The organism is Marivita sp. S2033, assembly GCF_046592965.1.
Taxonomy (GTDB): Bacteria; Pseudomonadota; Alphaproteobacteria; order Rhodobacterales; family Rhodobacteraceae; genus Marivita.
Genome location: NZ_JBISBV010000001.1, coordinates 248,651 through 275,618 on the forward strand (window position 1 = coordinate 248,651; position 26,968 = coordinate 275,618).

A 26,968-nucleotide genomic window follows, 5' to 3' on the forward strand; every position below is an offset into this window, starting at 1 on the left:
TGCGATTGATCTGAAACGCGCGTTTTGCGCGAAATCGTGTGTTGATCGGCCCGCCGTCGCAACCATAGCCAAGCCGGTCGAAAAATGGAAACTGATCAGTCGAGGAGATCTGACCTGGTGAGCGAAAATCCGGACGCGATCCAGCGGTCCTCAATCTCGCGCAGTTTCTCGCCCAGCGCAACGCCACTATAAACGGGCATCAGATCGGCAGCCTTGACCGGGCAAGTCGCAGTAGAACCGCATTGTGCGGCACTTAACGCCTCTGGTTCGAGACCGGTTTCGAACAAGACCGCGCGCAACACGAGAATGTCGGTCGCGACTTCTGGACCGCGCCGGTAGCCAAGTTCAGACGCGCTTTGAGTGCCCGAAATCAGGCTCTGATACAACGAAAGACGGCGCTGATCCTTCCTCGACAGGCGCAAAGCCGCTCCGTCGACCACTCCGAGGCAGGTGAGGCGACGCACAGGATCGGCAGGAATGCCAAGGCTTTGTTCGATGTGAACAAGTGGCGCAAGAAACCGAGAGTCGGCTCCGGGCAGGATCGCGTGCATAACGCCAGTCTGCGCCATCGACCCCACCGCTGGAGCAGGGTCAAGTGCTGTCAAAAGCTTCATCAACTCCGCTCCGACACGCTCTCGCGACAGGCCGCTCAACCCGTCAAGGTTCTGCCCAATCGCGGCCAGCGCGTCAGCGTCAAAACCATACGCCGGATCGCCGTACCACGCTGAAAACCGAAAGAAGCGCAATATCCGCAAGTAATCCTCGGTGATCCGCGCATTTGCGTCGCCGATAAATCGCACGCGCCGCGCCTTGAGATCCTCGAGCCCACCCAGCGGATCGACAACACGCCCGTCTGCGGCGGCGTAAATCGCGTTCATGGTGAAATCGCGGCGCGCGGCGTCTTCTGCCATGTCGGTCGAAAAACGCACAACCGCATGTCGCCCGTCAGTTTCGGTGTCTGCGCGAAAGGTTGTAACTTCATATCCCACGCCGCCCGAAACGATCGTGATCGTGCCATGATCGATCCCGGTTGGCACCGATTTCAGGCCAGCGGCCTCGGCCAGGAATTGAACCTCTTGAGGCGTCGCACTGGTGGCGATGTCCACATCCGTCACCGCGACACCCATCAGTGAATTGCGCACGCAACCACCGACGGCAAAGGCGGAGTGGCCTTGCTGTGTCAGCGCGGCAAAGACCGCCTGCGCGCCATCCGCTTCAAGCCAGTCGCCCGAGACCTTCATATGCCCTCCAGTTGCTGGGCCAATCCACGCAGGATTCGGGCGGTTGCGCCCCAGATGTAGTAGGGACCAAACGGAACGGTGTAGTAATGGCGGCGCGTGCCGCGCCAGCGCCGCGATTGCACGTTGAAACATGACGAGGCGGTGACGTGGGCAAGTGGCACCTGAAACACCTCTGCCACTTCACCCGGTTCCGGCACGATGTCGAATGGATTTTCGATCCACCCAATGACCGGCGTGACAAGAAATCCTGTCACTGTTTCATGCGCGGGCAGCGTACCCAAAACCTGCACATTGTGCGGTTCCAGCCCAACTTCCTCGCGCGCCTCGCGCAAGGCAGCGGCAATGACGTCCGCATCACCTTCGTCCTGCTTGCCACCGGGAAACGCGATCTGGCCTGGATGGTGTTTGAGCCGGGAGGATCGTACCGTCAGCAACACCTTTGCGCCGTGCACTCCGGCCATGACCGGCACCAGAACCCCGGCCGGACGCAGTTTGCGTCCCGCCGGCAACACGACATCCGGGTTCAGATCGAAATCAGACGATGCGCCCGCATCCCGCTGTGTCGCAATGCAAAGTCGGTCCCGGTCATTCACCAGGCACCTCTTTGGCCTCAAACCCCACGGTCGCCGGATCAAGGTCATAATGGGCGCCGCAAAACTGGCAGTCGGCAGTGACCCGGCCATTTTCGGTCGTCATGGTGGCGATATCCTTGGCCGAATAGATTGACAGGCTTTGGCGTACACGCTCTTCGGAGCAGGTGCAGCCAAAACGCACTGGTAGAGCATCGAACACACGCGGGTTTTCCTCGTGAAACAGGCGGACCAGCAGGTCCGTGGGCGGAAGCGACGGGCCGATCAGTTCCATCTCTTCGACCGTCGCCAACAAATGATTGACCCGGTTCCAGTTTTCGCCTTCGTCCTCGTCCAGAAGATCGTCGGGCAGCAGCAAGCCGCCCTCACCCGACCCTTCTCGAGCGGCACTGGGCGACGCTTTGGGCATATGCTGGATCATGATGCCCCCCGCGCGCCAATGCGACGCGACCCCCGGTTCAATCGATTGGCCAAAGCTCAGAGCGAACCGCGTCGGCAATTGCTCGGATTGCGCGAAATACGCCTCGGCACAGTGCGCCAGCGAGTCTCCACTGAGGCTGGTAATGCCTTTATATGGCTCCATCCCCGACCCCTGATCCAGCATGACCGCGAAATAGCCTTTGCCGATCTGTTCCATCGCGGGGCCGTCGGTCACTCGTTCGGGATCATAGCTGGCATAGGCGCGAATGCGTGCAGGTTCACCTTCGGCCTCGGGTGCGTAGAAATCGGTCGCGATCATGCGCACTGCGCCCTTGGACTGAACCTGCAACGACAGCTTCCAGCGCAGCTTGATCGTCTGACCGATCAACGCCGTCAAAAGCGCCATTTCCGCAACCAGCGCCTCGACCGCCGGAGGATAATCGTGCTGTCTGAGGATACCGCTCAGAACGCCATCAAGGCGGGCCACCCGACCGCGGATGTCCGAACGATCAAGCTGAAATGGCAGGACTGTGTCGTCCCAGACGAGTTTCGATCCAAAAGACATGGAATTTCCTTGCTTGCTGCCCGTGGGCATGTCCGCGACTATATAAGCGACGATCCGGCAGGTCCAAGGGGTGCAAAGGAATTGCTATGCTGCGCAGGTTTGGTGAACCACCGGAAACTGGCCGGATTTACACACTGCGCACCGGCGCTTACGCGATCCTTCCGGGAGAAGACGGGCTCTTGGTGACATACCAATCCGCAGAGAATTCGGAATACCAACTGCCCGGTGGCGGAGTCGATCCTGGCGAATCGCCAACTCAAGCCCTGGTGCGAGAAGTACACGAGGAAACCGGCTGGCGCATCGCCCGGCCACAGCGGCTTGGCGCGTACCGCCGGTTCACGTTTATGCCGGAATACGATCTTTGGGCGGAAAAGCTTTGCCTGATCTACATGGCTCTGCCTGTCATGTGCTACGGCCCGCCGACAGAAGCGGATCATACCGCCCTTTGGATGACACCCGATATCGCGTTGCGCCATCTGGTCAATTCCGGCGATCGAGAATTTGTGCGCCGCTTTGCACTACGCGCCGCCATATTCCAGAAGCGCGGCTGAAATATCATCATCGAATTCGCGCCCAAGCCGGGTTTTCGACTTGAGAGCATCGTACAGCGCGTCGAGAAAATCAGCGCCTGTACGGTGCGAGGGGACGGATTGTACGATCTCAAGTAACCCATCCTCCTCAAGCATCGTACCATCTGCAAGAACCGCCTCGGTAAAGCCGTCGGAATATAGAAGCATCCTGTCACCCGGACAAAGTCGCACGAAGTGGTCTTCATATGTTGCACCCTCGATCAGTCCGATGGGCAGCCCGCCATCTCCGATAAATCCCGCCTCACCATTACGGCGCAGCAAAAGAGGCGGCGGATGCCCGGCCTGCACCAAGCTGACCCGTCCGGAGTGCGCCGCCACCTGCACATAGGCCATGGTCAGATACTCGGTCACACCTTTCTGGCCCACCATCCTCTCGTTCAACCGGCGCGCCACGCATTGTGGGGGCAAGAAACCATAGTCAGACCCATCCGGACACAGAGCCAGATTTTCATCCGGGTATTCCGAACTCAGATATCCGGCAACACGCGCCGTAATCATTGCCGAGGTGATGCCGTGCCCGGAGACATCGAGACTGAACAGGCCAAAATCGCCTGATTCGATCCCGCACATGCCCGCCAGATCACCGCCGACATGACCACACGAGTGCAACATCACGCTGACCCGACTGTTGCCATAGGTCACGCTTCGCGTCGGCATCAGTGAGTGTTGCAAGACACGCGCGCGCTGCAGATCCTTGTCGATAGAGGCGTGAACGGCCTGCAACTCTGACAGCGTTTCCGCGATGACGCCGTTTTTGGCCTTCAACTCCCGCTCCATTGACAGGATACGCGCGCCAGCGCTGATGCGCGCGCGCAATTCGTCCCCGTGAACCGGCTTGGTCAGAAAATCATCCGCGCCCGATTCAAGCCCCGATGCGACCGCTGCCTTTTCGCTCTTCGACGTGAGAAGGATGAAATAGCCGTAGCTTTCCCGCTCCATGTTGCGAAACGCGGCACAAAACTCGACACCGCTCATGCCCGGCATCATCCAATCCGAGATAACAAGGTCCGGCTGAAAGCTCTGGCAAAGACGCATTCCCTGGTAGGCGTCTTCAGCCTCTTCCACCTCGAACCCCCAGCGCTTGAGCATCAGTGTCAAAATCCGACGCTGCGCGCGGCTGTCGTCAACCACCAGCACACGCTGAAGACAGGCGCCATGCACCTCGGGGAACGCCAACTGCGCGTCCTGTAACATACCCATTTTACCAACCCCTACGTTGGCCCCCGACAATGGTTTTAGGGATCGAGTCTTAACGAGGGATGAAGCCTAAAATTGACACCAGTTCGATAATGAAAGTCAGGAGATCTTCATCTCTTATCTTTATTGAGACCTAAATCGAGGAGGTTTTCATGATCGACTGGACGCGTATCGCTGAATTGCGCGATGAAATCGGCGTTGACGATTTTGATGAGGTTGCCGAGCTGTTTCTGATGGAGGTCGAAGACACGCTCTCGCGACTGGACAGCACTGTGGATGACCCGATCCAGTTGCACGAATTGCTGCATTTTCTGAAAGGCGCGGCGTTGAACCTCGGTTTTTCCGATATGTCGAAGATGTGTGAATCCGGAAACAACGGCGCGGGGATCGAATTGGCAGATCTTAAATCGCTCTACGCGGAATCGCGTGCACTGTTTGAAAGGGAATATGGCCAACGCTTTGCGGCCTGACGGCGCAATCAGTGCTAAGCGGTATCAAATCATGAACTGCGACAGGAGATCATCGTCGGTGATATCCTGATAGGTGAACCCACCGGCATCGAGCTTGCCGAACAGACGGTCGAAGTTTTCCGCGTCCCGAGTTTCGATCCCGATCAGGACCGAGCCGTAATTGCGCGCAGATTTTTTCAGGTACTCGAACCGGGCGATGTCATCGTCGGGCCCCAAGAGGGTGAGGAAATCCTTCAACGCTCCGGGGCGTTGTGGCATGCGCAGGACAAAATACTTCTTCAAACCGAGAAATTTTTGCGCGCGTTCCTTGACCTCCGGCAAGCGCTCGAAGTCGAAATTTCCCCCCGAGGTGATGCACACCACGGTGCGCCCGCGAATGGACTGGCCTAAATCCTGCAACGCATCAATCGACAGAGCACCGGCAGGTTCCAACACGATGCCCTCGACATTCAGCATTTCCAGCATCGTCGTGCACAAGCGATCTTCGGAGACCCTCAGGGTATTCGCCAATCCCACGTTCTGAAGCCGGGAGAAGGTTTTTTGCCCGATCTGCCCAACAGCCGCACCATCGGCAAAATTGTTGACACGCTCCAGCCGCACCGGTTTGCCCGCCTCCAGGGCTGCATGCAAACATGCGCCCCCGGCGGGTTCCACGAAGGTATACTGGCACTGCGGGCCAAGGTAACTTAGCATGCCGGCCGACAATCCGCCGCCGCCCACGGGGATCACCAGGTTATCCGGCATCTTGCCCAGCTGCTCAACCAGTTCCACAGCAACGCTCGCCTGGCCTTCAATCACATCCTCATCGTCGAACGGCGACAGAAAATGCCCGCCCGCCTCGGCACAGAACGCCTGAGCAGAGGCAAGGGTGTCATCGAAATAATCACCCGTCAGACGTATTTCGACGCTATCGCCGCCAAACATCGCGGTTTTCTGGATTTTCTGTTGAGGCGTGGTCACGGGCATGAAGATCACGCCCTGCTTGCCGAAATGCTTGCACATGAACGCCACGCCCTGTGCGTGATTGCCCGCGCTTGCACAGACAAACAGATCAACGTCAGGCCGCTTGCGCATGGCATTGAACGCGCCGCGCAGCTTGTAACTGCGCACCGGCGACAGGTCTTCGCGCTTGAGATACACATCTGCGTCATAGATTTCCGACAGATGCGCGTTGCGCAGAAGCGGAGTTGCGGGAAACACGGCACGCATTGCCTGTGTCGCGTCACGCACGGATTGGGCAAAATCACACATATGGCACCCCTAAGCAATCTCGGCCGGATCGCAAGCTGTCAGTCGATGGATCGACCTTCGACGTAGTGGCCGTAGAGCGTGGTCAGAACGGAAATACCGATCATCGTCGCAATCCAGTTCATCACCAGCGCATAGACCAGGTTGATGATCGAGGACGGATCGTCGTTGAACCAGGACGGCAACTGGATGACGATGCTTGCGCCGACAACGATCAGCGCCAGAACCAGAATGGTCGCGCTTTGCCCCTTGGTCGCGGCCCATGCTTCGCCAAGGCGCAGCTTGTTGCCCAGCGCCGCGGCTGGCAGCATGATGCCGAGCCTGAAGAACAGATATGCCGCGAACCCGACCAGAAACAGGGTGAGCAGGCCCAACAGCGCAGGCAGTCCGGCTGACAGCAGCCCGACGGGAACAGATACAATGATCACACCGAACACGATCAGGAAGCCGATCAGGATCGACCTTCCGAGATAGGACAGAATTTCGGAGCCGTGAAACCGCGGAACCCAGCCTCTGACTTGCTCGCCCATAAGTGCAAAACGGTGCCACGCGACGGCAATCCAAAGGCTTGCGATCACCGCCAGTAGCCCAAGCACGATGGTTGGGAGCACCGTTTCCGGAGACATCGTGGGGATTTGCGTACCTTCGACTTCCGTCAACTCCGGCGGGTTGAGGTAGCTGTAGATCGTGTACGCACTTTGAACGAGATAAAGCACCAGCGACAGGCGCAGCGCCTGATCGAGATTGGTCATCACCAGATTGAACGAATGTCGGAATATCTGCCAACCTTGCATCATAACTATCCTTGGTCTTGCGCCGCCTTATTCAAAGGCGGCTTCTTGCCCCTGTCTTCAAAAACAAGTAATCGCCCGATCAAACCCGTTAAAGGAAAACCCATGTCTGCGCCCAAAAAAGTTGTGCTGGCCTATTCCGGTGGCCTCGATACCTCGATCATCCTGAAGTGGCTCCAAACCGAATATGAGTGTGAGGTTGTGACCTTTACCGCCGATCTTGGTCAGGGCGAAGAGCTCGAGCCTGCGCGCGAAAAGGCGGTGATGCTGGGGATCAAACCCGAGAATATTTACATCGAAGACATCCGCGAAGAATTCGTCCGCGATTTCGTGTTTCCGATGTTCCGCGCCAATGCCGCATACGAGGGTGTGTATCTTTTGGGCACCTCCATCGCACGCCCGCTGATTTCCAAACGTCTGGTCGAAATCGCTGCCGAAACCGGCGCGGATGCTGTGTCTCATGGCGCCACGGGCAAGGGCAACGATCAGGTACGTTTCGAACTCGCGGCCTATGCGTTGAACCCGGATATCAAGGTGATCGCGCCTTGGCGGGAGTGGGATCTGTCCTCGCGCACCAAGCTGCTCGACTTTGCGGAAAAGAACCAGATTCCCATCGCCAAGGACAAGCGCGGCGAAGCGCCGTTCTCGGTTGATGCGAACCTCTTGCACACCTCGTCCGAAGGCAAGGTTCTGGAAGACCCGGCACAGGAAGCGCCCGATTACGTCTACCAGCGCACGGTGCATCCCGAGGACGCGCCCGACACAGCGGAGATGGTGGAGATCACCTTTGAAAAGGGCGACGCGGTTGCTATCAATGGCGAGGCGATGTCACCCGCGACGATCCTGACCAAGCTGAACGAACTGGGTGGAAAACACGGTGTTGGGCGTCTGGACCTTGTTGAAAACCGCTTTGTCGGTATGAAATCACGCGGCATTTATGAGACACCGGGCGGCACTGTCCTGCTCGAAGCGCATCGCGGGATCGAGCAGATTACGCTGGATAGCGGCGCAGGTCACCTGAAGGATTCGATCATGCCGCGTTACGCGGAACTGATCTACAACGGCTTCTGGTTCAGCCCCGAGCGCGAGATGTTGCAAGCGCTGATCGACAAAAGCCAGGAACACGTCACCGGCACCGTCCGGGTGAAGCTCTACAAGGGCTCGGTGAACACGGTTGCACGCTGGTCGGATCATTCGCTTTATTCCGAGGCGCATGTGACCTTTGAGGAAGACGCCGGAGCCTACGATCAGAAGGACGCACAGGGCTTTATCCAGCTGAACGCATTGCGGCTGAAGTTGCTCGCGGCGCGGAATCGGCGATTGAAAGGCTGAGCCGTCACGGCGGCATTCATCCAGCCTTCAACGCATTGGCTTTCATTTTGTCGTAATATGGCAAGGCGCGACGCGTTACGTCCTCCAACCGGGGCGACAATTCGGGCAGTTTCTCTTCCGGCCCGGCAAAACCGGTCGTTTCGTGAAGTGATTTGTACCAGATCGGTGCCCAAACGCCGTCATAAGCCTTGGGTCCGGCGGGCCAATTCAGCATCGCCGGATCCCATTGCAGCTCGACTGCATGACACAACGCACGCAACATCGCTTCGGGATCGCGGCGGATGTCGGCGCTGTCGATGACGATGGGATGTTGGCCCAGCGCCATCGCCTCGTCGTATAAATCGGCCTGTTGCCAGAACCCAATATCGTCCAGCGTGACCTGCGGATAACCCTTGGCAAAACTCGCGGTGACGCGGGCGGGGTGGCGGATCAGAAAGACGTTTACACACTCCGCCATGAACTGGCGCGGAACTCCGGCGATCATATGTTGGCACATGTGCTTGTGATAGACATGTGGTTTGCCGCCGGGGATCGGGCCAAGCAGCCTTTGCTCCACCGCATTCGCGTCATGCTGTCTGCTTTGGAGAATTTCGTCGCGCATCGGGTGATCGAGGCCAGTCAACCGGAGGTACGGCCCGTAGAACGGCTCGTCGACGACCGAAAAGTCGTCTCGTTGAGCAAACGAATACATCAGCGCCGTGGATAGATTCCGTGGCCCTGACCACATTGCGAGTCTCATTGATCTCTCTGACCCCTTTTACACCAGACGCTAAACCAAGGACGGTCTCACGCAAGCGGTAACTCACGCTCACCTTCGAGTGAACCGGGGCATTGGCAAATTGCGTTGGGCGCAAAAGCTGTTGCATGGTGACATCAATCAAAGGAGTACCGTTATGCGCCCACTTCGCCAATCTCGCCCTGTCTTGCTGTCCCTGGCCATCATCGCAGGTTGTATCATGCAATCCTCTGCCGCCGAAGCCGCAGAAACCCGCGATATCGTGGTTGCGGGCGGCTGTTTCTGGTGCGTCGAATCCGATTTTGAAAGCGTGCGCGGAGTGAAGGAAGCGGTGTCCGGATATACAGGCGGCACAACCGAAAACCCGACGTACAAAGAGGTTGGACGCGGCGGAACAGGCCATTACGAGGCAGTCAAAATCACCTATGACAGCGGCGAAATTGATCGCGCGCGGTTGTATGACCTTTTCTTTCGCTCGATCGACCCGACCGACGCGGGCGGCCAGTTCTGCGATCGCGGCGAAAGCTATGCAACGGCCATATTCGTCTCTAACCCAGAGGAACGCGCAGCAGCCGAGAAAGCAAAAGCCGAGGCCGAAGCCGAGCTGGGCCAAAAGATCGTCACGCCGATCCTGGACGCGAAAACCTTCTACGACGCCGAGGATTACCATCAGGATTACTACAAGGGCGATAATCTGGTGCTGTCGCGGTTCGGTCCGATCAAGCAATCGGACGCTTACAAACGCTATCGCGAGGGCTGCCGTCGGGATGAGCGCGTCAAGGAGCTTTGGGGAAATAACGCCCCGTTTGTGTCACATTAAGCCAAACGCGCGTCTTCGATATCCTTAAGGTCTGGTATGACATCCGCAGTACCCCGGCGCGTCACCATAATCGCGCCGGCCTGTTGTCCGAGTGAGATCGCCTGCTCCATCGGCAAGCCGCGATCCAGACCCGCAATCAAAAAACCGGTAAATGTATCGCCTGCGCCAGTGGTATCGACGGGGGCGACGGGAATGGCTGGAAATTGTGTGTCAGTCCCTAAATCGGTGTTCAACCAGCGGCAACCTTCACCGCCAAGCGTCACGATGACGTCGCGCACCGGCAAATCCGGCAACGCGACCTTCAGCGACGCGCTCAGCTGCTCTGCCTCGACCGCATTCATCACAAGCATGTCGAGCATCGGCAAAACCGCACGCACCGCATCCGCGTCAAACGGTGCGGCAGCGTAGACAACGCGTAACCCGCGTGCAGATGCCAATGCCGCGCCTTCACGCTGTGCGGATGTTTCGTTCTGAAAGAGGAACGTGTCGCCATCACTTGCGTCTTTCAGAACGGCCTCGATATGCGTCTCTAACACGGTGCTGTTCGCGCCGGGATGAATGAGAATGGCATTCTCGCCCTGAGGATCAACCATGATGATCGCATGGCCAGTCGCTTCGGAGACCTCGGAAATATGACGCGTGTCCACGCCGTATTCGAGCAGTCGCTCCACCGCCCAACGCCCGTCGGTCCCAACCGCGCCGATGTGGACCACACGGGCGGCAGCGCGGGCAATGGCGACCGACATGTTCGCGCCCTTCCCGCCCAACCCGCGGTTATGTGCCGTTGCCGCCAAAGTTTCACCGGGCGCGAGCAGATGCGGCACTTGGTAAAACAAATCGGCGTTGATCGAACCAAGATTGAACACCGTCACGATCAGTTGCCCTTGCACGCGGCAAGCACCGCCATGTTGAGAATGTCATTCGCTGTCATGGTGGTCGAGCACACCTGAATCGACTTGTCGATCCCGACCAGAATTGGCCCGATCACCGTCGCATGTGCGATTTCCTGCATCAGCTTGACCGATATCGAGGCGGAGTGACGCGCTGGCACCACCAGAATGTTGGCCGGACCCGTCAGCCTTTGAAAGGGATAATGCGCCTGTGCTTTGGGATTCAATGCCACGTCGACGGTCATCTCGCCTTCGTATTCGAAGTTCACGCCTCGACGGTCCAGCACACGCGGCGCCAGATACATCTTTTCGGCACGCTCCGACACCGGATAGCCGAAGGTCGAGAACGACACGAAGGCAACCCTCGGCTCCAGGCCGATCAGTCGCGCCACCTCGGCCGCCCGCTCCGCGATGTTGGCCAAATCCTCTTCGTTTGGCCATTCGTGGACCAGTGTGTCGGCGATCAGAACGATCCGTCCATTATAAAGGACCGCTGTAACGCCCGCAGCGCCATGCGCCGCATCCGCGTCAAACACGTGGTTGATCAGCTCAAGGACATGCGCGGATTTGCGCGTCGCGCCTGTCACCAGTGCATCACCATGCCCTTGCTGCAACATCAGCGCCGCAAACACATGGCGGTCGCGCGCTGCAAGTCGGTGAACGTCTTGTCGATCAAGTCCCTTGCGCTGCAATCGTCCGTAGAGGAACTCTTTGTATTGCTCCAGATACTGGGTGTTTGCCGCGTTGATCACTTCGATTTCGCGCACCGCGTCACCAAGACCGGCATCCTCCAGCTTGGTTTTGACGTCGCTCTCACGCCCGACAACCAGCGCTTTGCCAAAACCGGCGCGCTGATACATGACCGCAGCGCGCAGCACGCGTGGGTCATCGCCTTCCGCGAAGATCACACGCGCCTGAGCCGACCGCGCCCGCGCATTGATCCCGCGCAGGATGCTGGCTGTCGGATCCATTCGCGACTTGAGCGACTCTTCGTAAGCCTCAAGATCAATGATCGGTCGCCGCGCTGCGCCGGTATCCATGCCCGCCTTGGCAACGGCTGTGGGAATCCGGTGGATCAATCGCGGGTCAAACGGCGTGGGAATGATGTAGTCCCGCCCAAAGCTCAGGTTCTTGCCATATGCCAGAGCAACCTCGTCTGGCACATCCTCACGCGCCAGTTCGGCAAGCGCCTGGGCACAGGCGATCTTCATCTCGTCATTGATCGCGCGCGCATGAATGTCGAGCGCGCCTCGGAACAGATAGGGAAAGCCCAAAACATTGTTCACCTGATTTGGATAATCGCTGCGTCCGGTGGCAACGATCGCATCCACCCGGACCTCATGCGCCTCTTCCGGCGTGATTTCGGGATCCGGGTTGGCCATCGCAAAGATCACCGGATTGTCGGCCATATTGCGAACCATCTCCTGCGTCACCGCACCTTTGGCGCTGACCCCGAGAAACACGTCGGCGTTCAACATCGCCTCTTCAAGCGAACGTATGGCGGTGTTCACGGCATGAGCCGATTTCCACTGGTTCATTCCTTCGGTACGGCCTTGGTAAATAACGCCCTTGGTGTCGCAGACGATACAGTTGTCGTGCCGCGCGCCCATCTGCTTGAGCAGTTCGATACAGGCTATACCTGCCGCACCGGCCCCATTCAGCACGATCTTCACATCCTCGATCTTTTTGCCCGACAAATGCAGCGCGTTGATGAGACCGGCGGCGCAAATCACCGCTGTGCCGTGCTGATCGTCATGGAACACCGGGATGTCCATTTCTTCCTTGAGCCGCTGCTCGATAATGAAACATTCTGGCGCCTTGATGTCCTCAAGATTGATCCCGCCGAATGTCGGACCCATGAGCCGCACGGCGTTGCAAAAAGCATCCGGGTCTTCCGTATCAAGCTCAATGTCGATCGAGTTCACATCGGCAAACCGCTTGAACAGCACGGACTTGCCTTCCATCACCGGCTTCGACCCGAGCGCTCCGAGGTTTCCCAAGCCCAAGACGGCCGTTCCATTGGAAATGACCGCGACAAGATTGCCTTTGTTGGTGTAGTCATAGGCAAGTTCAGGGTTCTTCGCGATGTCTTCGCACGGCACCGCGACCCCGGGCGAATAGGCCAGCGAAAGGTCGCGTTGTGTGGTCATGGGAACGGTGGCCTGAACCTCCCATTTGCCCGGCGTCGGATCGAGGTGGAACGCCAGCGCTTCTTCGCGGGTGAACTTGGGTCTGGACATGCGTTGGAGCCTCTTTCGTCAAATTCGGGTTTTCCACCCGTACCGGTCGCCTTAATGTCACGCCAAAGCACCGAGGGGAAGCTTGTGAACGCGAATAAATCTGCCGTCACACCCATGATGGCGCAATATCTGGAAATAAAATCTCAGTATGCAGATGCTTTGTTGTTCTATCGCATGGGTGATTTTTACGAATTGTTCTTCGATGACGCCGCAGCGGCGGCTGACGCGCTGGACATTGCGCTGACCAAACGGGGGAAACACGACGGCTCGGACATTCCGATGTGCGGCGTTCCCGTACACGCCGCCGAAGGGTACCTGCTCACCCTGATCCGCAAGGGCTTTCGCGTTGCGGTCTGCGAACAGATGGAAAGCCCGGCCGAGGCCAAGAAACGTGGCTCCAAATCTGTCGTCAAGCGCGATGTGGTTCGGTTGGTGACGCCCGGCACGCTGACCGAAGACACGTTGCTCGAAGCACGGAGACATAACTTTCTGGCCGCATTGGCCAGTGTTAGAGACGAATGGGCGCTGGCCTGGACCGATATCTCGACCGGCGCGCTGCATGTGCTGCCACTGCCGTTGGCAAGGGTCAGCCCAGAATTGGCACAACTTGCGCCGGCGGAAATCCTGATCGCGGAGGGAGACGATGAAGCTTTGGCCGCCGTTCTCGATGATCTGGGACTTGAGCCGACCCGGCTCGGGAAATCCAGTTTCGACTCCATCGGTGCGCTCGCCCGTTTGACGCAGCAGTTCAATGTCACCTCACTTGACGCATTTGGACGATTTACGCGCCCGGAGCTGGCCGCGATGGGCGCTTTGGTTGACTATCTTGACCTCACCCAAAAGGGACGGCTGCCGCTACTTCGCCCGCCGCAGCAAGAACAGATCCACAACGCCATGCAGATCGACGCCGCGACGCGTCGCAATCTTGAATTGACGCATAGCTTGAACGGCGGCAGGTCGGGATCGCTTCTTTCCGTGATCGATCGTACCGTGACAGCCGGCGGCGCCCGGTTGCTGGAGCGGCATCTGTCCACTCCGTCGCGTGACCTCACCGTGATCCGCGAGCGACAAGAGGCAATTACATGGGCGTCGAACACGCCGGCGCTGGCGTCTGATGTCCGTTTCAGGTTGAAACGTGTTCCGGATGTCGACCGGGCGCTCTCACGCCTCGGACTGGAGCGCGGCGGTCCACGGGATATGGCGGGCATCCGAAACACTTTGGCTCAAGCAGAAGGCATTTCTTCCCTTTTAGAGACACTAGAGTTGCCTGCGATCCTCGATGCGGCGCGGACCTCGCTGCGGGGGCACGACGCGTTGATGGCGTATCTTGACGATGCGCTGGTCGCCGATCCGCCGCTCTTGGCGCGCGATGGCGGCTTCATCGCAACGGGATACAATGCCGAGCTTGATGAAGCCCGCACGCTGCGCGACGAGGGGCGCGGCATCGTGGCCGGTCTTCAGGCGCAATATGCGGAACAAACCGGAGTTTCGTCCCTGAAAATCAAACATAACAACGTTCTGGGCTATTTTATCGAAACAACCGCGACACACGCACAAAAGATGATGGCTGCGCCGCTGAACGAGACGTTTATTCACCGCCAGACAACTGCAAACCAAATCAGGTTTACGACGGTTGAACTGTCTGAGCTTGAACGACGCATCATGAATGCCGGTGCCGAAGCAATAGCCATCGAAAAGCGGCTCTATTCCGAATTAAGTGACGCAATTCTGGCCGAACAGGCTGTCTTGAACGCGCTTTCCGCCGGACTTGCGGAACTCGATCTCGCCACATCCCTGGCCGATCTTGCTGCCGATCTGGATTGGACCTGTCCCACCGTCGACAAAAGCCGCGCCTTTTCAATTGAAGGCGGGCGGCACCCGGTTGTCGAGCGTGCCCTCAAGGCGCAAGGGGGCGCGAGTTTCGTCGCCAATGATTGCAACCTGAGCGCCGAAACCGATCATGCGGCGATCACACTTTTGACCGGTCCGAACATGGCCGGCAAATCAACCTATCTGCGCCAGAATGCACTGATCGCGCTGCTGGCGCAAATCGGGGCTTATGTTCCGGCGAAATCGGCGCATATCGGGCTTGTCAGCCAGATCTTCAGCCGCGTTGGTGCCTCCGACGATCTGGCAAGAGGGCGCTCCACCTTCATGGTCGAAATGGTCGAAACCGCAGCGATTCTCAATCAGGCTGATGATCGCGCCTTGGTGATCCTTGATGAAATCGGGCGTGGAACTGCAACCTATGACGGGTTGTCCATTGCGTGGGCGACGCTGGAACACCTGCAATCGGTGAACAAGGTGCGTGCATTGTTTGCGACGCATTATCACGAACTGACCGCGCTGGCGAAAACGCTAGACGGAGTGCGAAATTCGACCGTGGCGGTGCGCGAATGGGACGGAGACGTCATATTTCTCCACGAAGTCCGCGACGGCGCAGCAGATCGGTCTTATGGCGTACAAGTGGCGCAGCTTGCGGGTCTGCCAGCTGCGGTCATCACCCGCGCGCGATCGGTTCTCGACGCGTTGGAAAAAGGCGAACGTGAGAACACGTCGCCGAAAGCCCTGATCGACGATCTGCCGCTTTTCTCGGCGGTGGCGGCGGCGCCTGCCCCGGCGAAACAGGAGCCCAAAACGGAAATCGAGGCGCAGATCAAACATCTGCACCCCGATCAAATGACCCCGATTGAAGCTCTACAGGCGCTTTACGATCTGAAGGCGCTGCTTCAGGACGGCAACTAGGACGCTGGCATCGAGCTCACACCTACCTGCGCGGGCCGCAGCAAGCGATCATAGAGCATGAAGCCTTCGGCAGAGACCTGGATGATCTCGCCAGCCTTGGTTCCCGGCAACGGCGCTTCGAACATCGCTTCGTGATGCTGAGGGTCGAACTTGTCACCGACTTCGGGCTTGATGACCTGAACGCCATGCTTTCCGAACACGTGCAGCAGTTCACGCAGCGTCAGCTCTACACCTTCAATCAGCGCCGCGGACGCTTCACGCTGGTCTTCGGCGATGGCGCCTAAAGCACGCTGGAGGTTGTCGTAAACCGGCAGCAGGTCGCGCGCCAGACGCGAACCACCATATTGCTGCGCCTCGCGGCGATCCTTGTCAGACCGTTTGCGCGCGTTCTCGGCATCGGCCAATGCGCGCATGAACCGATCCTTCAACTGGTCACGCTCAGCGCGCAGCGAATCGATCTCTGCCGCTTCGTCGTCGATTTCTTCCTCAAGCGCTTCGTTTTCTTCTGCCTCAGCCTCGGCCAGGCTATCGAGAAAATCTTTTGTGTGATCTGTTTCCGCCATCTCGTTACCCTTGGTTGCGATCGCCGAGAAGTTTCCCGACGAGCTGCGCGGTGTAGTCTACGATAGGAACGATGCGCCCATAGTTGAGACGCGTCGGCCCGATGACTCCAACCGCACCGATTATTTTACGATCCGAGTTCATATATGGAGAGACGACCAAAGAGGAACCCGAAAGTGAGAAAAGTTTGTTCTCCGAACCGATAAAAATACGCACACCTTCGCCCGTTTCGGTCAATTCAAGAAATTCGGCAATGTCCCGCTTGCGCTCCAGGTCGTCAAACAGCTCTCTGATACGGCCCAACTCTTCGGCATGGGCGTCTTGAGACAAAAGATTTGAGCGGCCGCGCACGATCAGACGTTCGGATGTATCGCCGTTGTCGTCCCAGATGGCCAGCCCCTGTTCCACCAGTGTCGCCGCAAGCGCGTTAAGCTCCTGACGGCGGGCTGCGATCTCTTCGGTCATCGAACGGCGCAATTCCGACAGCGTGCGTCCTTCAACCAGCGCATTGAGAAAATTCGCCGCTTCGCGCATGGAACTCGGCGTTTGCCCCAGCGGCGGTGTGAACAGACGGTTTTCAACGTGTCCGTCAGAAAACACCAGAACCACCAACGCTTGTTGCCCGCCGACATGCACGAATTCGATATGCTTGATGGCCGCCTCGTGTTTGGGCGTCAAAACCAAAGATGCGCCTTGCGTCACACCCGACAGCGCAGATCCGACACGATCCAGAATGGTGCTCACATCCTGGCTGTTGCTGGTGAGCGTTGCGTCGATCTTCTGGCGATCCGCCTGATCCAGATCTCGGACTTCAAGCAAGCCGTCCACGAACATCCGCAATCCAAGCTGCGTGGGAACCCGCCCGGCACTGATATGCGGACTGTTGAGCAATCCCAAAAATTCGAGGTCCTGCATGACATTGCGGATCGTCGCCGCTGAAACCTTTTCATCCAGCGTGCGCGTCAACGTGCGGGAGCCAACAGGCTCTCCGCTCGTCAGATATCCTTCGACCACCTTGCGAAACACCTCGCGAGAGCGATCGTTCATTTCGTCCAGGAGTTTCGATCCGTCGCTCACTTACTCACCTCGCGTCAGCACCGACCGTCCTTGTACAACACTCTGTAATGGGTTGCGAACCCCGCAAGCCTGCCTGTATCGGTACACCGAAATCAAAGGAAATGCCCATGCGACCGTCAGGACGGAAATTAAGCCAAATGCGCGAGGTTTCAATCGAAACCGGAATAAGCAAACACGCCGAAGGATCTTGCATGATCCGGATGGGCGACACCCATGTGCTGTGCACAGCCACAATCGAAGACCGCGTGCCGCCCTTTATCAAGGGGTCGGGCCTTGGTTGGGTGACAGCGGAATACGGAATGCTCCCCCGCTCAACCACCAGCCGGATGCGTCGCGAGAGCTCTGCCGGAAAGCAACAGGGGCGCACCGTTGAGATCCAGCGCCTGATCGGCCGTAGCCTGCGCGCCGGTGTGGATCGCGTGGCCTTGGGCGAACGCCAGATCACCGTCGATTGCGACGTCATCCAGGCCGATGGTGGCACCAGATGTGCCTCTATCACTGGCGGTTGGGTCGCATTGCGGCTTGCGGTCAACAAACTGATGAAGATCGGAGATGTCAAAACCGACCCGCTGATTTCACCGGTCGCGGCCGTGAGTTGTGGGATCTATGCGGGTCAGGCGGTGCTTGACCTTGACTACCCCGAGGACAGCGAGGCCGGTGTTGACGGCAATTTCATCATGCGCGGCGACGGCCAGCTGATCGAAGTACAAATGTCCGCTGAAGGCTCTACTTTCTCTCGTGAGCAGATGACTGCATTGCTCGATCTTGCCGATTCCGGCGTGCAGGAACTTGTCGCGATGCAAATTAAGGCAGCGGAATGACTCGAACGTTCGAAGGAAACCGGCTTCTCGTGGCAACCCATAATCGGGGTAAGCTGGACGAGATCGCGGATCTTTTGAAAGATTACAATGTCTCGGTGGTTGGCGCCGCCGAGATGAACCTTCCCGAACCCGACGAAACCGGCACGACCTTCCTGGAGAATGCGCGCATCAAGGCTCACGCCGCCGCAAAAGCAACCGGTCTCCCTGCCCTGTCGGACGATAGCGGCTTGGAGATCGACGCCTTGGACGGAGCGCCGGGGGTTCATACTGCCGATTGGGCAGAGACCGAAACTGGCCGGGACTTTCAAATGGCGATGGAGCGCGCCAACAATGCCATCCGTGAAACCGGAGCGCCGCCGCCCTGGACCGGGCGGTTCTGCTGCACGCTTGTGCTGGCATGGCCTGACGGGCATGACGAAGTGTTCCCCGGCACTATGGACGGTCAACTGGTGTGGCCCGGCCGAGGGGATCAAGGGCATGGCTACGATCCGGTGTTTCAGCCCGACGGATATGATCTCACGTTCGGTGAAATGGACCGCTGGGAAAAGAACCGTATCAGCCACCGCGCCGATGCGTTTAAAAAGCTCGTTGCGGGCTGCTTTGCCTGAGCTTTGGCAAGACCGCGGCTTTGGCCTTTATGTGCACTGGCCTTTCTGCGCCGCGAAATGCCCCTATTGCGACTTTAACAGCCATGTCAGATCGGCGGTCGATCAAGAAAAGTGGTCCGAGGCGCTTGCGTCCGAGATCAGACGAACCGGCGAGCAGACCGGCCCACGCGTTGTGTCATCCGTTTTCTTCGGCGGCGGTACGCCCAGCCTGATGGAGCCGGAAACCGTTGGCACGGTCCTGTCCGCTGCGCGTGATGTGTGGAGTTTTGCCAATGACGTTGAAATCACGTTGGAGGCGAATCCCACCTCGGTAGAGGCGCACAGATTCGAAGGCTACGCTGAACGAGGTGTCAATCGCGTGTCGCTCGGCGTTCAAGCTCTCGAAGGCGAAGACCTTGCCAGATTGGGACGTCTGCACACCGTCCAAGAAGCGCTATCCGCGTTCGAAACCGCCAAGATGTTCTTTGACCGCGTGAGCTTTGATCTAATTTATGCCCGACAGGATCAAACTCTGGATCAATGGCGCGCGGAACTTTCAAGGGCGTTGGATCTCGCGGTCGATCACCTGTCGCTCTACCAGCTCACACTAGAAGAAGGCACGCCCTTCTGGGATCGCGCGCAGCGTGGCGGCTTGAAAGGCCTGCCCAACGACGATCTCGGGGCAGATCTTTATGAGTTGACCCAGGAGCTGTGTAGCGCGGCGGGAATGCCTGCCTATGAAGTTTCCAACCACGCTCGCGCAGGGGCGGAGTCCAAACACAATTTACTGTACTGGCGCGGCGGGGACTATGCCGGAATTGGGCCGGGCGCACACGGTCGATTGACATTGAAGGACCAGCGATGGGCCACCGAAAGTTGGAAACAGCCCGAAGCATGGCTAAGGCAGGAAGCCTCGGGGTCTGCAATCAAGTGTATGAATCCGCTCTCACCCATAGATGTGGCGGAAGAACGCCTTATTATGGGTCTACGCCTTAGCGAAGGACTATATATAGACGACGTAGCCTCGATTCTTGATCACGCTCGCCTACGCCAACTTGTCGAGGATGGCTATATCTGGCAAAGCGGCGACCGAATTGGCGCGACCCACCAGGGCCGACCCCTCTTGAACTATTTGATTTCGCAATGTGCGAGAGCGTGATTCAACCAGTTGCGCTTAAGACCATACACAAGGCATCCAAATCTTCGAGCGTGTCGTAACTCACGGTCAGCGAACCCGACTCCTTGCCGGGGTCGTGATTGATCGCAACCTTCATGCCGAGCGCGGCTGACAGATCCGCTTCCAGTGCTTTTGTGTCGGCGTCCTTTTCGTCTTGGTGCGACTTGGTTGTTTCTTTACGAACGGTTTCTTTCTCAGGGTTGAGCGCCGATTTGACCAACTTTTCGGTTTCGCGCACGGACAAACCGCGCCGGACAATATCACTCGCAAGCGTTTCTGCATTCGGCGCGGTGACCAAGGCCCGCGCGTGACCTGCGGACAACTTGCCATCCTGAACCATCGTCTTCACAGCGTCCGGGAGGTTCAGCAATCGCAACAGGTTTGCGATGTGACTGCGGCTTTTGCCAAGTGCTTGCGCCAGTTTTTCTTGCGTATGGCCGAACCGTGACATCAGTTGTTCGTATCCCGCGGCCTCTTCGATTGCATTGAGGTCCGCACGCTGGATGTTTTCGATGATTGCAATTTCTAGCACATCTTCATCCGAAAGGTCGCGCAAAACCACTGGAAGTTCGTGCAGTCCAGCAGCCTGCGCCGCTCTCCAGCGCCGCTCGCCGGCTACGATTTCAAATGTCGTATTCGAATTCGGGCTTGGCCGTACAATCAGAGGTTGGATCACACCCTTGCTGCGAATGGAATTCGTGAGATCCTCCAGCGAGTCGGCATCAAAGTGACGTCTGGGCTGATCGGGATTTGGTACCAGATGCTCAATCGGAAGCGTGCGAGCGGGACGAGCTGCCTCTGTGTCCGCGCCCTGGGAGTTCGGTTCAATATCCGCCATCAATGCGGACAATCCACGCCCCAAACCGCGCCTCTGTTCTTTTCTTTCGGACATGATCGACCCCTAAGCTGCCGTTTTGGTTTTGAGATTTTCAAGAAATTCGCGCGCCAACGCGCGGTATGCGGCCGCGCCTTTCGAGTTGGTATCGTATTCTAACACGGGCAGCGCATAGGAAGGCGCTTCGCTGACTCTGACGTTTCTGGGTATGACGGTCTTGAAGACCAAGTCGCCAAGATTGTCGCGCGCGTCGGCCTCAACCAATTGAGACAAGTTGTTTCGCGCATCGTACATCGTCAGGACAACGCCCTCTATGCGCAGATCAGGATTGGCCGTTTGGCGAACCTCACGGATGGTCAACATCAACTGACTCAAACCTTCCAGCGCGAAAAATTCGCTTTGGAGCGGGACGAGGACGGAATGCGCAGCGACCATAGCATTCACAGTCAAAAGGTTCAGCGAAGGTGGGCAATCTATCAGGACAAAGTCGAAGCCGAAATGGTCCATGTCAGCTTGACGCAGGGCGTCGTGCAGCAAAAAACTGCGTTTTTCATTTGCAATCAGCTCAATATCCGCCGAGCTGAGGTCAGTTGTGGATGGCACGAGGCTCAAATTCTCTTGCTGCGTTTTGCAAATGATGTCGGCAAGCGGAAAGTCATCCAACAAGAGGTCGTACGTGGTTGCCCGACGGTTCTCCGGCATAATCCCGAGACCGGTCGAAGCGTTGCCTTGTGGATCGAGATCAACCACGAGAACGTTCTGACCGATTTCAGCCAAGGCTGATGCAAAGTTGATGGCCGTCGTCGTTTTTCCGACCCCGCCCTTTTGATTGGCGATGGCGATTATTTTGGGCCCTTCGGGGCGTGACAAATCATGCACGAGACAGGCCTCCAATTTCCAGGATCGCGGCTTCTGGGTCAGTTTCACTTGTATGCGCGTGATAGGTGAATCGCCACGTTTTTTCGGCCTCTGCGACCTCTTTGCGCCAAGTTCGTCCTTTTGGAAAAAGGGCAGTGCCGCCCTGGGACAGATGGCGGTCGGCATACCCCAACAGTATCGAAAGTGGCGCGAGCGCTCTCGCGGTGATTACGTCCGCTCCGAGTGGAGACAGGGCCTCGATTCTCTCTGCGAGGACGTCGAAACCTACTCCTGTTTCACGTGAAACAGTGCGCAGGAACGTCGCCTTCCTCAAATCGCTCTCCACGAGCGTCACTGTCGTATCTGGCTCACCCGCGGCTTTCATAATAGCAATAACAGCGCCCGGAAAGCCCCCGCCCGATCCAAAATCAATCCAACGATCTCCGTCGACCGAACGAAGTCGCGCGATTTGTTCGGAGTCACGAAAGTGCCGATCGACAGAGTGTTTGAGTGAATCAGCGGAAACCAGATTAATTTTCGGCGACCACTTCTCTAGAAGAGCTAAAAAAATTGCTAAGCGCTCGCTTGTTTCACGTGAAACATTCATCACGCGGAGCGCTTCGTGCTAGACTGCTCGCGAAGATTGGAGAGTATCAACAGTAACGCAGATGGAGTCATCCCATCAATGCGCGAAGCTTGGGCCACATTCCCAGGCTGGTTCAAAATCAACTTCGACTTCAACTCGTTAGACAACCCGTGTACCGATTCATAAACGAAGTCTGACGGGATCAATTGTGCTTCATCGCGACGCAGCGTTTCCACATCCTTGTTCTGACGCTCCACATAGTTTGCGTACAGAGCATCCTTGGACAATTGTTCCCGAACCTCAGATCCAACCACATTAAATGCGTCGGTCATCCGATCTAGAACACCCCATGTCACGCATTCCATGGCCAATGCTTCGAACCCGTTTCTACGGCTTCCATCTTTCGCAACCAGCACCCCAGCATCTGAAAGTTGTTTGGAGGTGACAGAGAAGTTTAGCAATTTCTGCTTCCCGGCAGTCAAATCAGCCAACTTGGATTCGAACCGTCGTTGACGTTCACTTGAAATGCACCCAAGTGCAATTGCTTTAGGTGTCAAACGCTGATCGGCGTTATCCGCGCGAAGCGAGAGTCGATACTCCGCCCGCGATGTGAACATGCGGTACGGCTCGGAGACACCACGAGACGTGAGATCGTCAATCAATACGCCAATATAGCTTTCTGCTCGGCTGAAATGAACTGCTTCGCGACCCTGAACTCGGCGGGCCGCATTCAAGCCCGCAACAAGACCCTGCGCAGCCGCTTCTTCATAACCGGTGGTGCCGTTGATTTGACCGGCCAAAAACAAGCCTTCACAGCACTTCAACGACAAATCCATACCAAGTGAGCGGGGATCTACGTAATCATATTCAATTGCATAGCCGGGCTGGAGAATGTCAACGTTCTCAAGCCCCTTGATGGACCTGACATATTGGAGCTGAACATCCTCCGGGAGTGAGGTCGATATCCCGTTAGGATATACCGTATGATCATTCAGCCCCTCCGGTTCCAAGAAAATCTGATGTGATGGTTTATCTGCAAACCGTACAACCTTATCTTCAATCGACGGGCAATATCTTGGCCCGATACCTTCAATCTGGCCACTATACATAGCCGATCGGTTTAAATTTTCGCGAATGATCTCGTGCGTTTTTTCATTTGTGTGGGTAATGGCGCAAGAAACCTGACGGGCTGTCGGCGACGTCGACATGAACGAAAACATCGTCGGGACGTCGTCGCCTGGCTGCTCGTCAAGTTCGTTCCACGCAATTGTTCTGCCGTCGAGGCGCGGCGGGGTTCCGGTCTTCAGTCGACCGAGTGGAAGATTGAAGCGCTCCAATGCCGTTGCCAAGCCATGAGAGGCACGATCGCCCATTCTTCCGCCAGAGATTTTCCTGTCTCCGATATGGATCACGCCACGCAGGAACGTCCCGGTGGTTAGAACAGTCGAGATAGCGGTAATTTCCGTTTTATGGTCTAGCTCTATCCCACCGATGCGATGTTGATCGCAAATCAAATCAGTCACTTCGCCTTCTATGATACTGATATTATCATATTTCATAAGGCTCGCGAGCATCTCTTGTTGATAGAGACGGCGGTCAGCCTGCGCTCTTGGGCCCTGCACTGCTGGGCCTTTTCGACGATTGAGAAGACGAAACTGAATTCCCGCCTTATCCGCAACCTTCCCGATCAAGCCGTCAAAGGCATCAATTTCACGAACAAGGTGCCCCTTGCCCAAACCGCCAATCGCCGGATTGCATGACATCACACCTATTCCGGCCTTGTTTAGCGTGACAAGCGCAGTCTTGGCGCCCAGGCGCGCGGACGCCGCTGCGGCTTCACAACCCGCATGTCCGCCTCCTACAACGATGACGTCGAAGTCGTATTGTTTCACGTGAAACACTCCTCACTTACCGATGCAGAAACTCGAAAATATCCTGTCCAACACATCTTCCACATCCACCCGTCCAACAAGTCTTTCCAAGGAGAAGATTGCGGCGCGCAGTTCCTCTGATGCCAGATCATAGCGTTCAGGACCACGGGATACAAACACGAGAGAAGACGAGAGATAAGAGTGCGATTCTGCCAAGGCTACTTTCTGCCGCTCATGCGAAACCAGCCCCGCACCCGATAGGCGCGATACCAATTCACGCTTCACGTTGACAACAAGGCGCTCGATTCCTTTCCCAGTAAGGCCTGAGACGCCTTCGCCGCTCTCTAGAAGATCGGATTTACCCTGCACCACGATGTCAAAGTCCTTCGGTACAATGTGGGTAAAGGGCCCTGACCCCTTCAGAAAAATCCGAAGATCCGCCGACTCTGCGCGATCGACGGCACGTTGGATCCCGATGGATTCGACCTCATCCTCAGTCTTACGGAGCCCGGCGGTATCAAGGAATGTGACTGGCAACCCGTCAAGATCCATCCGAACTTCGATCACGTCACGCGTCGTACCTGCAATCTCCGAAGTAATAGCAGCGTCCCGCCCCGCCAAGGCATTCAAGAGCGTCGATTTCCCTGCGTTCGGTGGCCCGACAATTGCGACCTCAAATCCGGTTCGAACCCGTTCGGCCACTCCAAAACCCTTGATTTCGCGATCCAAGGTCGACAACACATCCGACAATAAGCTCAAAACGTCTTCGGAGACGTCCACCGGAACGTCTTCGTCGGCAAAGTCAATCGTCGCCTCAAGCAGAGACAATGCCTGTATGAGGTTTGCGCGCCAACCTTCTGCCGCATCCCGCAAGCGGCCGGAAAACCCGTCCAAAGCCTGTTTGCGCTGCATCTCGGTTTCTGCATCAATCAGATCTGACAGCGCTTCGACTTGTGTGAGGTCGATTTTTCCATTGGATAAAGCGCGCCTGGTGAACTCTCCTGCCAGAGCAGGGCGAAATCCCGGTTGATCTCCCAAAGCACTCAGAACAGCTTGAATGATGGCGATGCTTCCGTGCAGATGATATTCGACGACCGGCTCTCCGGTAAAGCTTTTGCCGTCTTCGAATACCACGACGAGAGCTTCGTCCAGAAACCCTCGGGTCGCGTGGTTTAGCCGGCGCACGCGTGTACGGCGCGGCTCAAAAGGGTCGAATCCGAAAAAAGAACAGCTCTGAAACGCTTCGGGTCCCGACACCCGGATGACGGCGACGCCGGATTTCCCCGGCACCGTGGCGAGCGCAAAGATCGTGTCCATGATATTGCACCCTTGCAGGCCTTAAGTATTCATCGAATCAAAGAACTCTGCGTTCGATTTCGTCTGCTTCAACTTCGAAATCAGAAATTCGATCGCATCCGTGGTTCCCATCGGGTTCAGAATACGGCGCAAGACGAACGTCTTCTGCAAGTCGATCTTGTCGACCAGCAGTTCCTCTTTCCGTGTCCCAGACTTTAGAATGTCCATCGAGGGGAACACGCGTTTATCCGCAACCTTGCGATCCAACACAATTTCAGAGTTACCGGTGCCTTTGAATTCCTCAAAGATCACCTCGTCCATACGGCTGCCCGTATCGATCAAGGCGGTCGCGATGATCGTCAAGGATCCGCCCTCTTCGATATTGCGTGCCGCACCAAAGAATCGCTTGGGCCGCTGAAGCGCGTTTGCATCGACGCCGCCGGTCAGAACCTTTCCGGACGATGGCACCACAGTGTTGAACGCTCTACCAAGTCTTGTGATAGAATCCAAAAGGATCACAACATCTCGCTTATGTTCCACCAAGCGCTTGGCTTTTTCGATCACCATTTCGGCGACAGCGACGTGCCGGGTCGCGGGTTCGTCAAATGTCGACGAGATCACTTCACCTTTCACCGACCGCTGCATATCGGTGACTTCTTCGGGCCGTTCGTCGATCAGCAAGACAATCAGATAGCACTCGGGATGATTTCGCTCGATCGAGTTTGCGATATTCTGCAAAAGAACAGTTTTACCCGTCCGCGGCGGAGCGACGATCAGCGACCGTTGGCCTTTGCCGATCGGTGCGACCAGGTCGATGATGCGGGCAGAGCGATCCTTGATGGTGGGATCCTCGATTTCCATCTTCAGGCGTTCGTCGGGGTAAAGCGGTGTCAGGTTATCAAACGCGATCTTGTGGCGGGCGCGTTCAGGTTCCTGGAAATTGATTTGCGTGCAATCCATCAGTGCGAAATAGCGCTCGTTGTCTTCAGGCGCTTTGATTTCACCATCAATCGTGTCACCGGTGCGCAAAGCGAATTTCCGGATCATCTCGGGCGAAACGTAGATGTCGTCAGGACCTGGCAGGTAGTTCGCCTCGGGAGATCGCAGGAAGCCGAACCCGTCTTGCAGAACCTCAAGGACACCATCGCCGAAGATCGTCCAATCATCGTCCGCACGCTCGCGCAGGATCTGGAACATGATCTCGCCCTTGCGCATGGTCGATGCATTCTCGATCTCAAGGTCCTCGGCGACAGCCAGAAGATCTTTGGGGCTTTTTGCCTTCAAATCGGCAAGATGAAGTTTATCGGTCATGAAAAATCCCGGACCGCGTATCATCGCGGTCTTATCGCTAAGGTCTTAGGAAGGTGCTCATCCAGAACAGGACTGTGCTGCTCTTAGCCAAACGGATCACGACTGTCAAACGA

The 26,968-nt window shown here is 57.1% G+C and carries 25 protein-coding genes; 8 read left to right on the top strand and 17 right to left on the bottom strand.

Features of this window, described 5'->3' with window-relative positions; genetic code table 11:
- Positions 1-95: 95 nt before the first annotated feature.
- The 3 genes from ACGKZZ_RS01200 to ACGKZZ_RS01210 are packed head-to-tail and all read right to left on the bottom strand — an operon-like array spanning position 96 to position 2,816.
- Positions 96-1,241, bottom strand: a complete 1,146-nt coding sequence (locus tag ACGKZZ_RS01200; RefSeq protein WP_411221606.1) for a CCA tRNA nucleotidyltransferase — start codon at positions 1,239-1,241, stop codon at positions 96-98.
- Positions 1,238-1,882, bottom strand: a complete 645-nt coding sequence (locus tag ACGKZZ_RS01205; protein ID WP_411221607.1) for a CoA pyrophosphatase — start codon at positions 1,880-1,882, stop codon at positions 1,238-1,240. The genes ACGKZZ_RS01200 and ACGKZZ_RS01205 overlap by 4 nt, the downstream gene beginning before the upstream one ends.
- Positions 1,827-2,816: an Hsp33 family molecular chaperone HslO gene (locus tag ACGKZZ_RS01210; protein WP_411221608.1), complete on the bottom strand. Its 990-nt coding sequence runs from the start codon at positions 2,814-2,816 to the stop codon at positions 1,827-1,829. The genes ACGKZZ_RS01205 and ACGKZZ_RS01210 overlap by 56 nt, the downstream gene beginning before the upstream one ends.
- 86 nt (positions 2,817-2,902) lie before the next feature.
- On the opposite strand from ACGKZZ_RS01210, the gene ACGKZZ_RS01215 reads away from it, so the two are divergent.
- Positions 2,903-3,367 (top strand): NUDIX domain-containing protein, encoded by a 465-nt coding sequence (locus ACGKZZ_RS01215; protein WP_411221609.1) that lies wholly within the window; start codon positions 2,903-2,905, stop codon positions 3,365-3,367.
- Here the strand turns inward: ACGKZZ_RS01215 and ACGKZZ_RS01220 are convergent.
- Positions 3,335-4,600, bottom strand: coding sequence for a PP2C family protein-serine/threonine phosphatase (locus ACGKZZ_RS01220; RefSeq protein ID WP_411222181.1), 1,266 nt, complete (start codon positions 4,598-4,600; stop codon positions 3,335-3,337). The genes ACGKZZ_RS01215 and ACGKZZ_RS01220 overlap by 33 nt on opposite strands.
- Before the next feature lie 155 nt (positions 4,601-4,755).
- On the opposite strand from ACGKZZ_RS01220, the gene ACGKZZ_RS01225 reads away from it, so the two are divergent.
- Entirely contained in the window at positions 4,756-5,073 is a 318-nt protein-coding gene (locus tag ACGKZZ_RS01225; RefSeq protein ID WP_411221610.1) for an Hpt domain-containing protein, read from the top strand.
- Positions 5,074-5,097: 24 nt separating this feature from the next.
- Here the strand turns inward: ACGKZZ_RS01225 and ilvA are convergent, their stop codons facing one another.
- Positions 5,098-6,324, bottom strand: coding sequence for a threonine ammonia-lyase IlvA (gene ilvA / locus ACGKZZ_RS01230; RefSeq protein WP_411221611.1), 1,227 nt, complete (start codon positions 6,322-6,324; stop codon positions 5,098-5,100).
- Positions 6,325-6,362: 38 nt separating this feature from the next.
- Positions 6,363-7,073 (bottom strand): hypothetical protein, encoded by a 711-nt coding sequence (locus tag ACGKZZ_RS01235; RefSeq protein ID WP_411221612.1) that lies wholly within the window; start codon positions 7,071-7,073, stop codon positions 6,363-6,365.
- Between the two features lie 144 nt (positions 7,074-7,217).
- Between ACGKZZ_RS01235 and ACGKZZ_RS01240 the strand changes: the two genes are divergently transcribed.
- Entirely contained in the window at positions 7,218-8,444 is a 1,227-nt protein-coding gene (locus tag ACGKZZ_RS01240) for an argininosuccinate synthase (protein WP_411221613.1), read from the top strand.
- A gap of 16 nt (positions 8,445-8,460) precedes the next feature.
- Here the strand turns inward: ACGKZZ_RS01240 and ACGKZZ_RS01245 are convergent, their stop codons facing one another.
- The gene (locus tag ACGKZZ_RS01245; protein ID WP_411221614.1) at positions 8,461-9,183 is read right to left on the bottom strand and encodes an HAD family hydrolase; all 723 of its coding nucleotides are present in this window, start codon (positions 9,181-9,183) and stop codon (positions 8,461-8,463) included.
- A gap of 154 nt (positions 9,184-9,337) precedes the next feature.
- Here ACGKZZ_RS01245 and msrA point away from each other — a divergent pair, with 154 nt between their 5' ends.
- A complete protein-coding gene (gene msrA / locus ACGKZZ_RS01250) occupies positions 9,338-10,000 on the top strand; it encodes a peptide-methionine (S)-S-oxide reductase MsrA (protein WP_411221615.1) in 663 nt (220 codons plus the stop codon).
- Here the strand turns inward: msrA and ACGKZZ_RS01255 are convergent.
- On the bottom strand, positions 9,997-10,872 hold the full coding sequence (locus ACGKZZ_RS01255) for a ribokinase (RefSeq protein WP_411222182.1): 876 nt from the start codon (positions 10,870-10,872) through the stop codon (positions 9,997-9,999). The genes msrA and ACGKZZ_RS01255 overlap by 4 nt on opposite strands.
- Before the next feature lie 2 nt (positions 10,873-10,874).
- Positions 10,875-13,130 (bottom strand): NADP-dependent malic enzyme, encoded by a 2,256-nt coding sequence (locus tag ACGKZZ_RS01260; protein ID WP_411221616.1) that lies wholly within the window; start codon positions 13,128-13,130, stop codon positions 10,875-10,877.
- Between the two features lie 114 nt (positions 13,131-13,244).
- On the opposite strand from ACGKZZ_RS01260, the gene mutS reads away from it, so the two are divergent.
- Positions 13,245-15,875: a DNA mismatch repair protein MutS gene (mutS, locus tag ACGKZZ_RS01265; RefSeq protein ID WP_411222184.1), complete on the top strand. Its 2,631-nt coding sequence runs from the start codon at positions 13,245-13,247 to the stop codon at positions 15,873-15,875.
- Here the strand turns inward: mutS and ACGKZZ_RS01270 are convergent.
- Complete coding sequence (locus tag ACGKZZ_RS01270) at positions 15,872-16,438, bottom strand: nucleotide exchange factor GrpE (RefSeq protein ID WP_411221617.1); 567 nt, start codon at positions 16,436-16,438, stop codon at positions 15,872-15,874. The genes mutS and ACGKZZ_RS01270 overlap by 4 nt on opposite strands.
- A 4-nt stretch (positions 16,439-16,442) precedes the next feature.
- Entirely contained in the window at positions 16,443-17,513 is a 1,071-nt protein-coding gene (hrcA, locus tag ACGKZZ_RS01275; protein WP_411221618.1) for a heat-inducible transcriptional repressor HrcA, read from the bottom strand.
- A 107-nt stretch (positions 17,514-17,620) separates the two neighbouring features.
- Between hrcA and rph the strand changes: the two genes are divergently transcribed.
- From rph to hemW, 3 genes are read left to right on the top strand one after another with little or no spacing between them, the layout of a single operon-like run.
- Entirely contained in the window at positions 17,621-18,334 is a 714-nt protein-coding gene (gene rph / locus ACGKZZ_RS01280; RefSeq protein ID WP_411221619.1) for a ribonuclease PH, read from the top strand.
- Positions 18,331-18,942 (top strand): RdgB/HAM1 family non-canonical purine NTP pyrophosphatase, encoded by a 612-nt coding sequence (gene rdgB / locus ACGKZZ_RS01285; RefSeq protein WP_411221620.1) that lies wholly within the window; start codon positions 18,331-18,333, stop codon positions 18,940-18,942. The genes rph and rdgB overlap by 4 nt, the downstream gene beginning before the upstream one ends.
- Positions 18,905-20,080 carry a radical SAM family heme chaperone HemW gene (gene hemW, locus ACGKZZ_RS01290; RefSeq protein WP_411222185.1) on the top strand — a complete coding sequence of 392 codons (1,176 nt, stop codon included), beginning with the start codon at positions 18,905-18,907 and terminating at the stop codon, positions 20,078-20,080. The genes rdgB and hemW overlap by 38 nt, the downstream gene beginning before the upstream one ends.
- A gap of 1 nt (position 20,081) precedes the next feature.
- Here hemW and ACGKZZ_RS01295 read toward each other — a convergent pair whose 3' ends face one another.
- Genes ACGKZZ_RS01295 through rho form a run of 6 tightly spaced genes read right to left on the bottom strand, consistent with a single transcriptional unit; the run spans position 20,082 to position 26,855 of the window.
- On the bottom strand, positions 20,082-20,990 hold the full coding sequence (locus ACGKZZ_RS01295) for a ParB/RepB/Spo0J family partition protein (protein ID WP_411221621.1): 909 nt from the start codon (positions 20,988-20,990) through the stop codon (positions 20,082-20,084).
- 9 nt (positions 20,991-20,999) lie between these two features.
- Complete coding sequence (locus ACGKZZ_RS01300) at positions 21,000-21,812, bottom strand: ParA family protein (RefSeq protein WP_411222186.1); 813 nt, start codon at positions 21,810-21,812, stop codon at positions 21,000-21,002.
- Positions 21,805-22,398 carry a 16S rRNA (guanine(527)-N(7))-methyltransferase RsmG gene (gene rsmG, locus ACGKZZ_RS01305; protein WP_411222187.1) on the bottom strand — a complete coding sequence of 198 codons (594 nt, stop codon included), beginning with the start codon at positions 22,396-22,398 and terminating at the stop codon, positions 21,805-21,807. The genes ACGKZZ_RS01300 and rsmG overlap by 8 nt, the downstream gene beginning before the upstream one ends.
- On the bottom strand, positions 22,398-24,278 hold the full coding sequence (gene mnmG / locus ACGKZZ_RS01310; RefSeq protein ID WP_411221622.1) for a tRNA uridine-5-carboxymethylaminomethyl(34) synthesis enzyme MnmG: 1,881 nt from the start codon (positions 24,276-24,278) through the stop codon (positions 22,398-22,400). The genes rsmG and mnmG overlap by 1 nt, the downstream gene beginning before the upstream one ends.
- A gap of 3 nt (positions 24,279-24,281) precedes the next feature.
- Positions 24,282-25,565 carry a tRNA uridine-5-carboxymethylaminomethyl(34) synthesis GTPase MnmE gene (gene mnmE, locus ACGKZZ_RS01315; protein ID WP_411221623.1) on the bottom strand — a complete coding sequence of 428 codons (1,284 nt, stop codon included), beginning with the start codon at positions 25,563-25,565 and terminating at the stop codon, positions 24,282-24,284.
- Between the two features lie 21 nt (positions 25,566-25,586).
- Positions 25,587-26,855, bottom strand: a complete 1,269-nt coding sequence (rho, locus tag ACGKZZ_RS01320; protein ID WP_411221624.1) for a transcription termination factor Rho — start codon at positions 26,853-26,855, stop codon at positions 25,587-25,589.
- Positions 26,856-26,968: the final 113 nt, after the last annotated feature.

Bases quoted from the DNA above. Each gene is read 5' to 3' on its own strand.
- ACGKZZ_RS01245 (WP_411221614.1), bottom strand. From the start codon at position 9,183: ATGAGACTCGCAATGTGGTCAGGGCCACGGAATCTATCCACGGCGCTG.
- rho (WP_411221624.1), bottom strand. From the start codon at position 26,855: ATGACCGATAAACTTCATCTTGCCGATTTGAAGGCAAAAAGCCCCAAA.
- mnmE (WP_411221623.1), bottom strand. From the start codon at position 25,565: ATGGACACGATCTTTGCGCTCGCCACGGTGCCGGGGAAATCCGGCGTC.
- ACGKZZ_RS01235 (WP_411221612.1), bottom strand. From the start codon at position 7,073: ATGACCAATCTCGATCAGGCGCTGCGCCTGTCGCTGGTGCTTTATCTC.
- rph (WP_411221619.1), top strand. From the start codon at position 17,621: ATGCGACCGTCAGGACGGAAATTAAGCCAAATGCGCGAGGTTTCAATC.
- msrA (WP_411221615.1), top strand. From the start codon at position 9,338: ATGCGCCCACTTCGCCAATCTCGCCCTGTCTTGCTGTCCCTGGCCATC.
- ACGKZZ_RS01220 (WP_411222181.1), bottom strand. From the start codon at position 4,600: ATGTTACAGGACGCGCAGTTGGCGTTCCCCGAGGTGCATGGCGCCTGT.
- ACGKZZ_RS01295 (WP_411221621.1), bottom strand. From the start codon at position 20,990: ATGTCCGAAAGAAAAGAACAGAGGCGCGGTTTGGGGCGTGGATTGTCC.
- ACGKZZ_RS01205 (WP_411221607.1), bottom strand. From the start codon at position 1,882: ATGACCTTGATCCGGCGACCGTGGGGTTTGAGGCCAAAGAGGTGCCTG.
- ACGKZZ_RS01210 (WP_411221608.1), bottom strand. From the start codon at position 2,816: ATGTCTTTTGGATCGAAACTCGTCTGGGACGACACAGTCCTGCCATTT.
- rsmG (WP_411222187.1), bottom strand. From the start codon at position 22,398: ATGAATGTTTCACGTGAAACAAGCGAGCGCTTAGCAATTTTTTTAGCT.
- hemW (WP_411222185.1), top strand. From the start codon at position 18,905: ATGCGTTTAAAAAGCTCGTTGCGGGCTGCTTTGCCTGAGCTTTGGCAA.
- ACGKZZ_RS01260 (WP_411221616.1), bottom strand. From the start codon at position 13,130: ATGTCCAGACCCAAGTTCACCCGCGAAGAAGCGCTGGCGTTCCACCTC.
- ACGKZZ_RS01215 (WP_411221609.1), top strand. From the start codon at position 2,903: ATGCTGCGCAGGTTTGGTGAACCACCGGAAACTGGCCGGATTTACACA.
- ACGKZZ_RS01240 (WP_411221613.1), top strand. From the start codon at position 7,218: ATGTCTGCGCCCAAAAAAGTTGTGCTGGCCTATTCCGGTGGCCTCGAT.
- ACGKZZ_RS01200 (WP_411221606.1), bottom strand. From the start codon at position 1,241: ATGAAGGTCTCGGGCGACTGGCTTGAAGCGGATGGCGCGCAGGCGGTC.
- ACGKZZ_RS01270 (WP_411221617.1), bottom strand. From the start codon at position 16,438: ATGGCGGAAACAGATCACACAAAAGATTTTCTCGATAGCCTGGCCGAG.
- mutS (WP_411222184.1), top strand. From the start codon at position 13,245: ATGATGGCGCAATATCTGGAAATAAAATCTCAGTATGCAGATGCTTTG.
- ilvA (WP_411221611.1), bottom strand. From the start codon at position 6,324: ATGTGTGATTTTGCCCAATCCGTGCGTGACGCGACACAGGCAATGCGT.
- ACGKZZ_RS01225 (WP_411221610.1), top strand. From the start codon at position 4,756: ATGATCGACTGGACGCGTATCGCTGAATTGCGCGATGAAATCGGCGTT.
- rdgB (WP_411221620.1), top strand. From the start codon at position 18,331: ATGACTCGAACGTTCGAAGGAAACCGGCTTCTCGTGGCAACCCATAAT.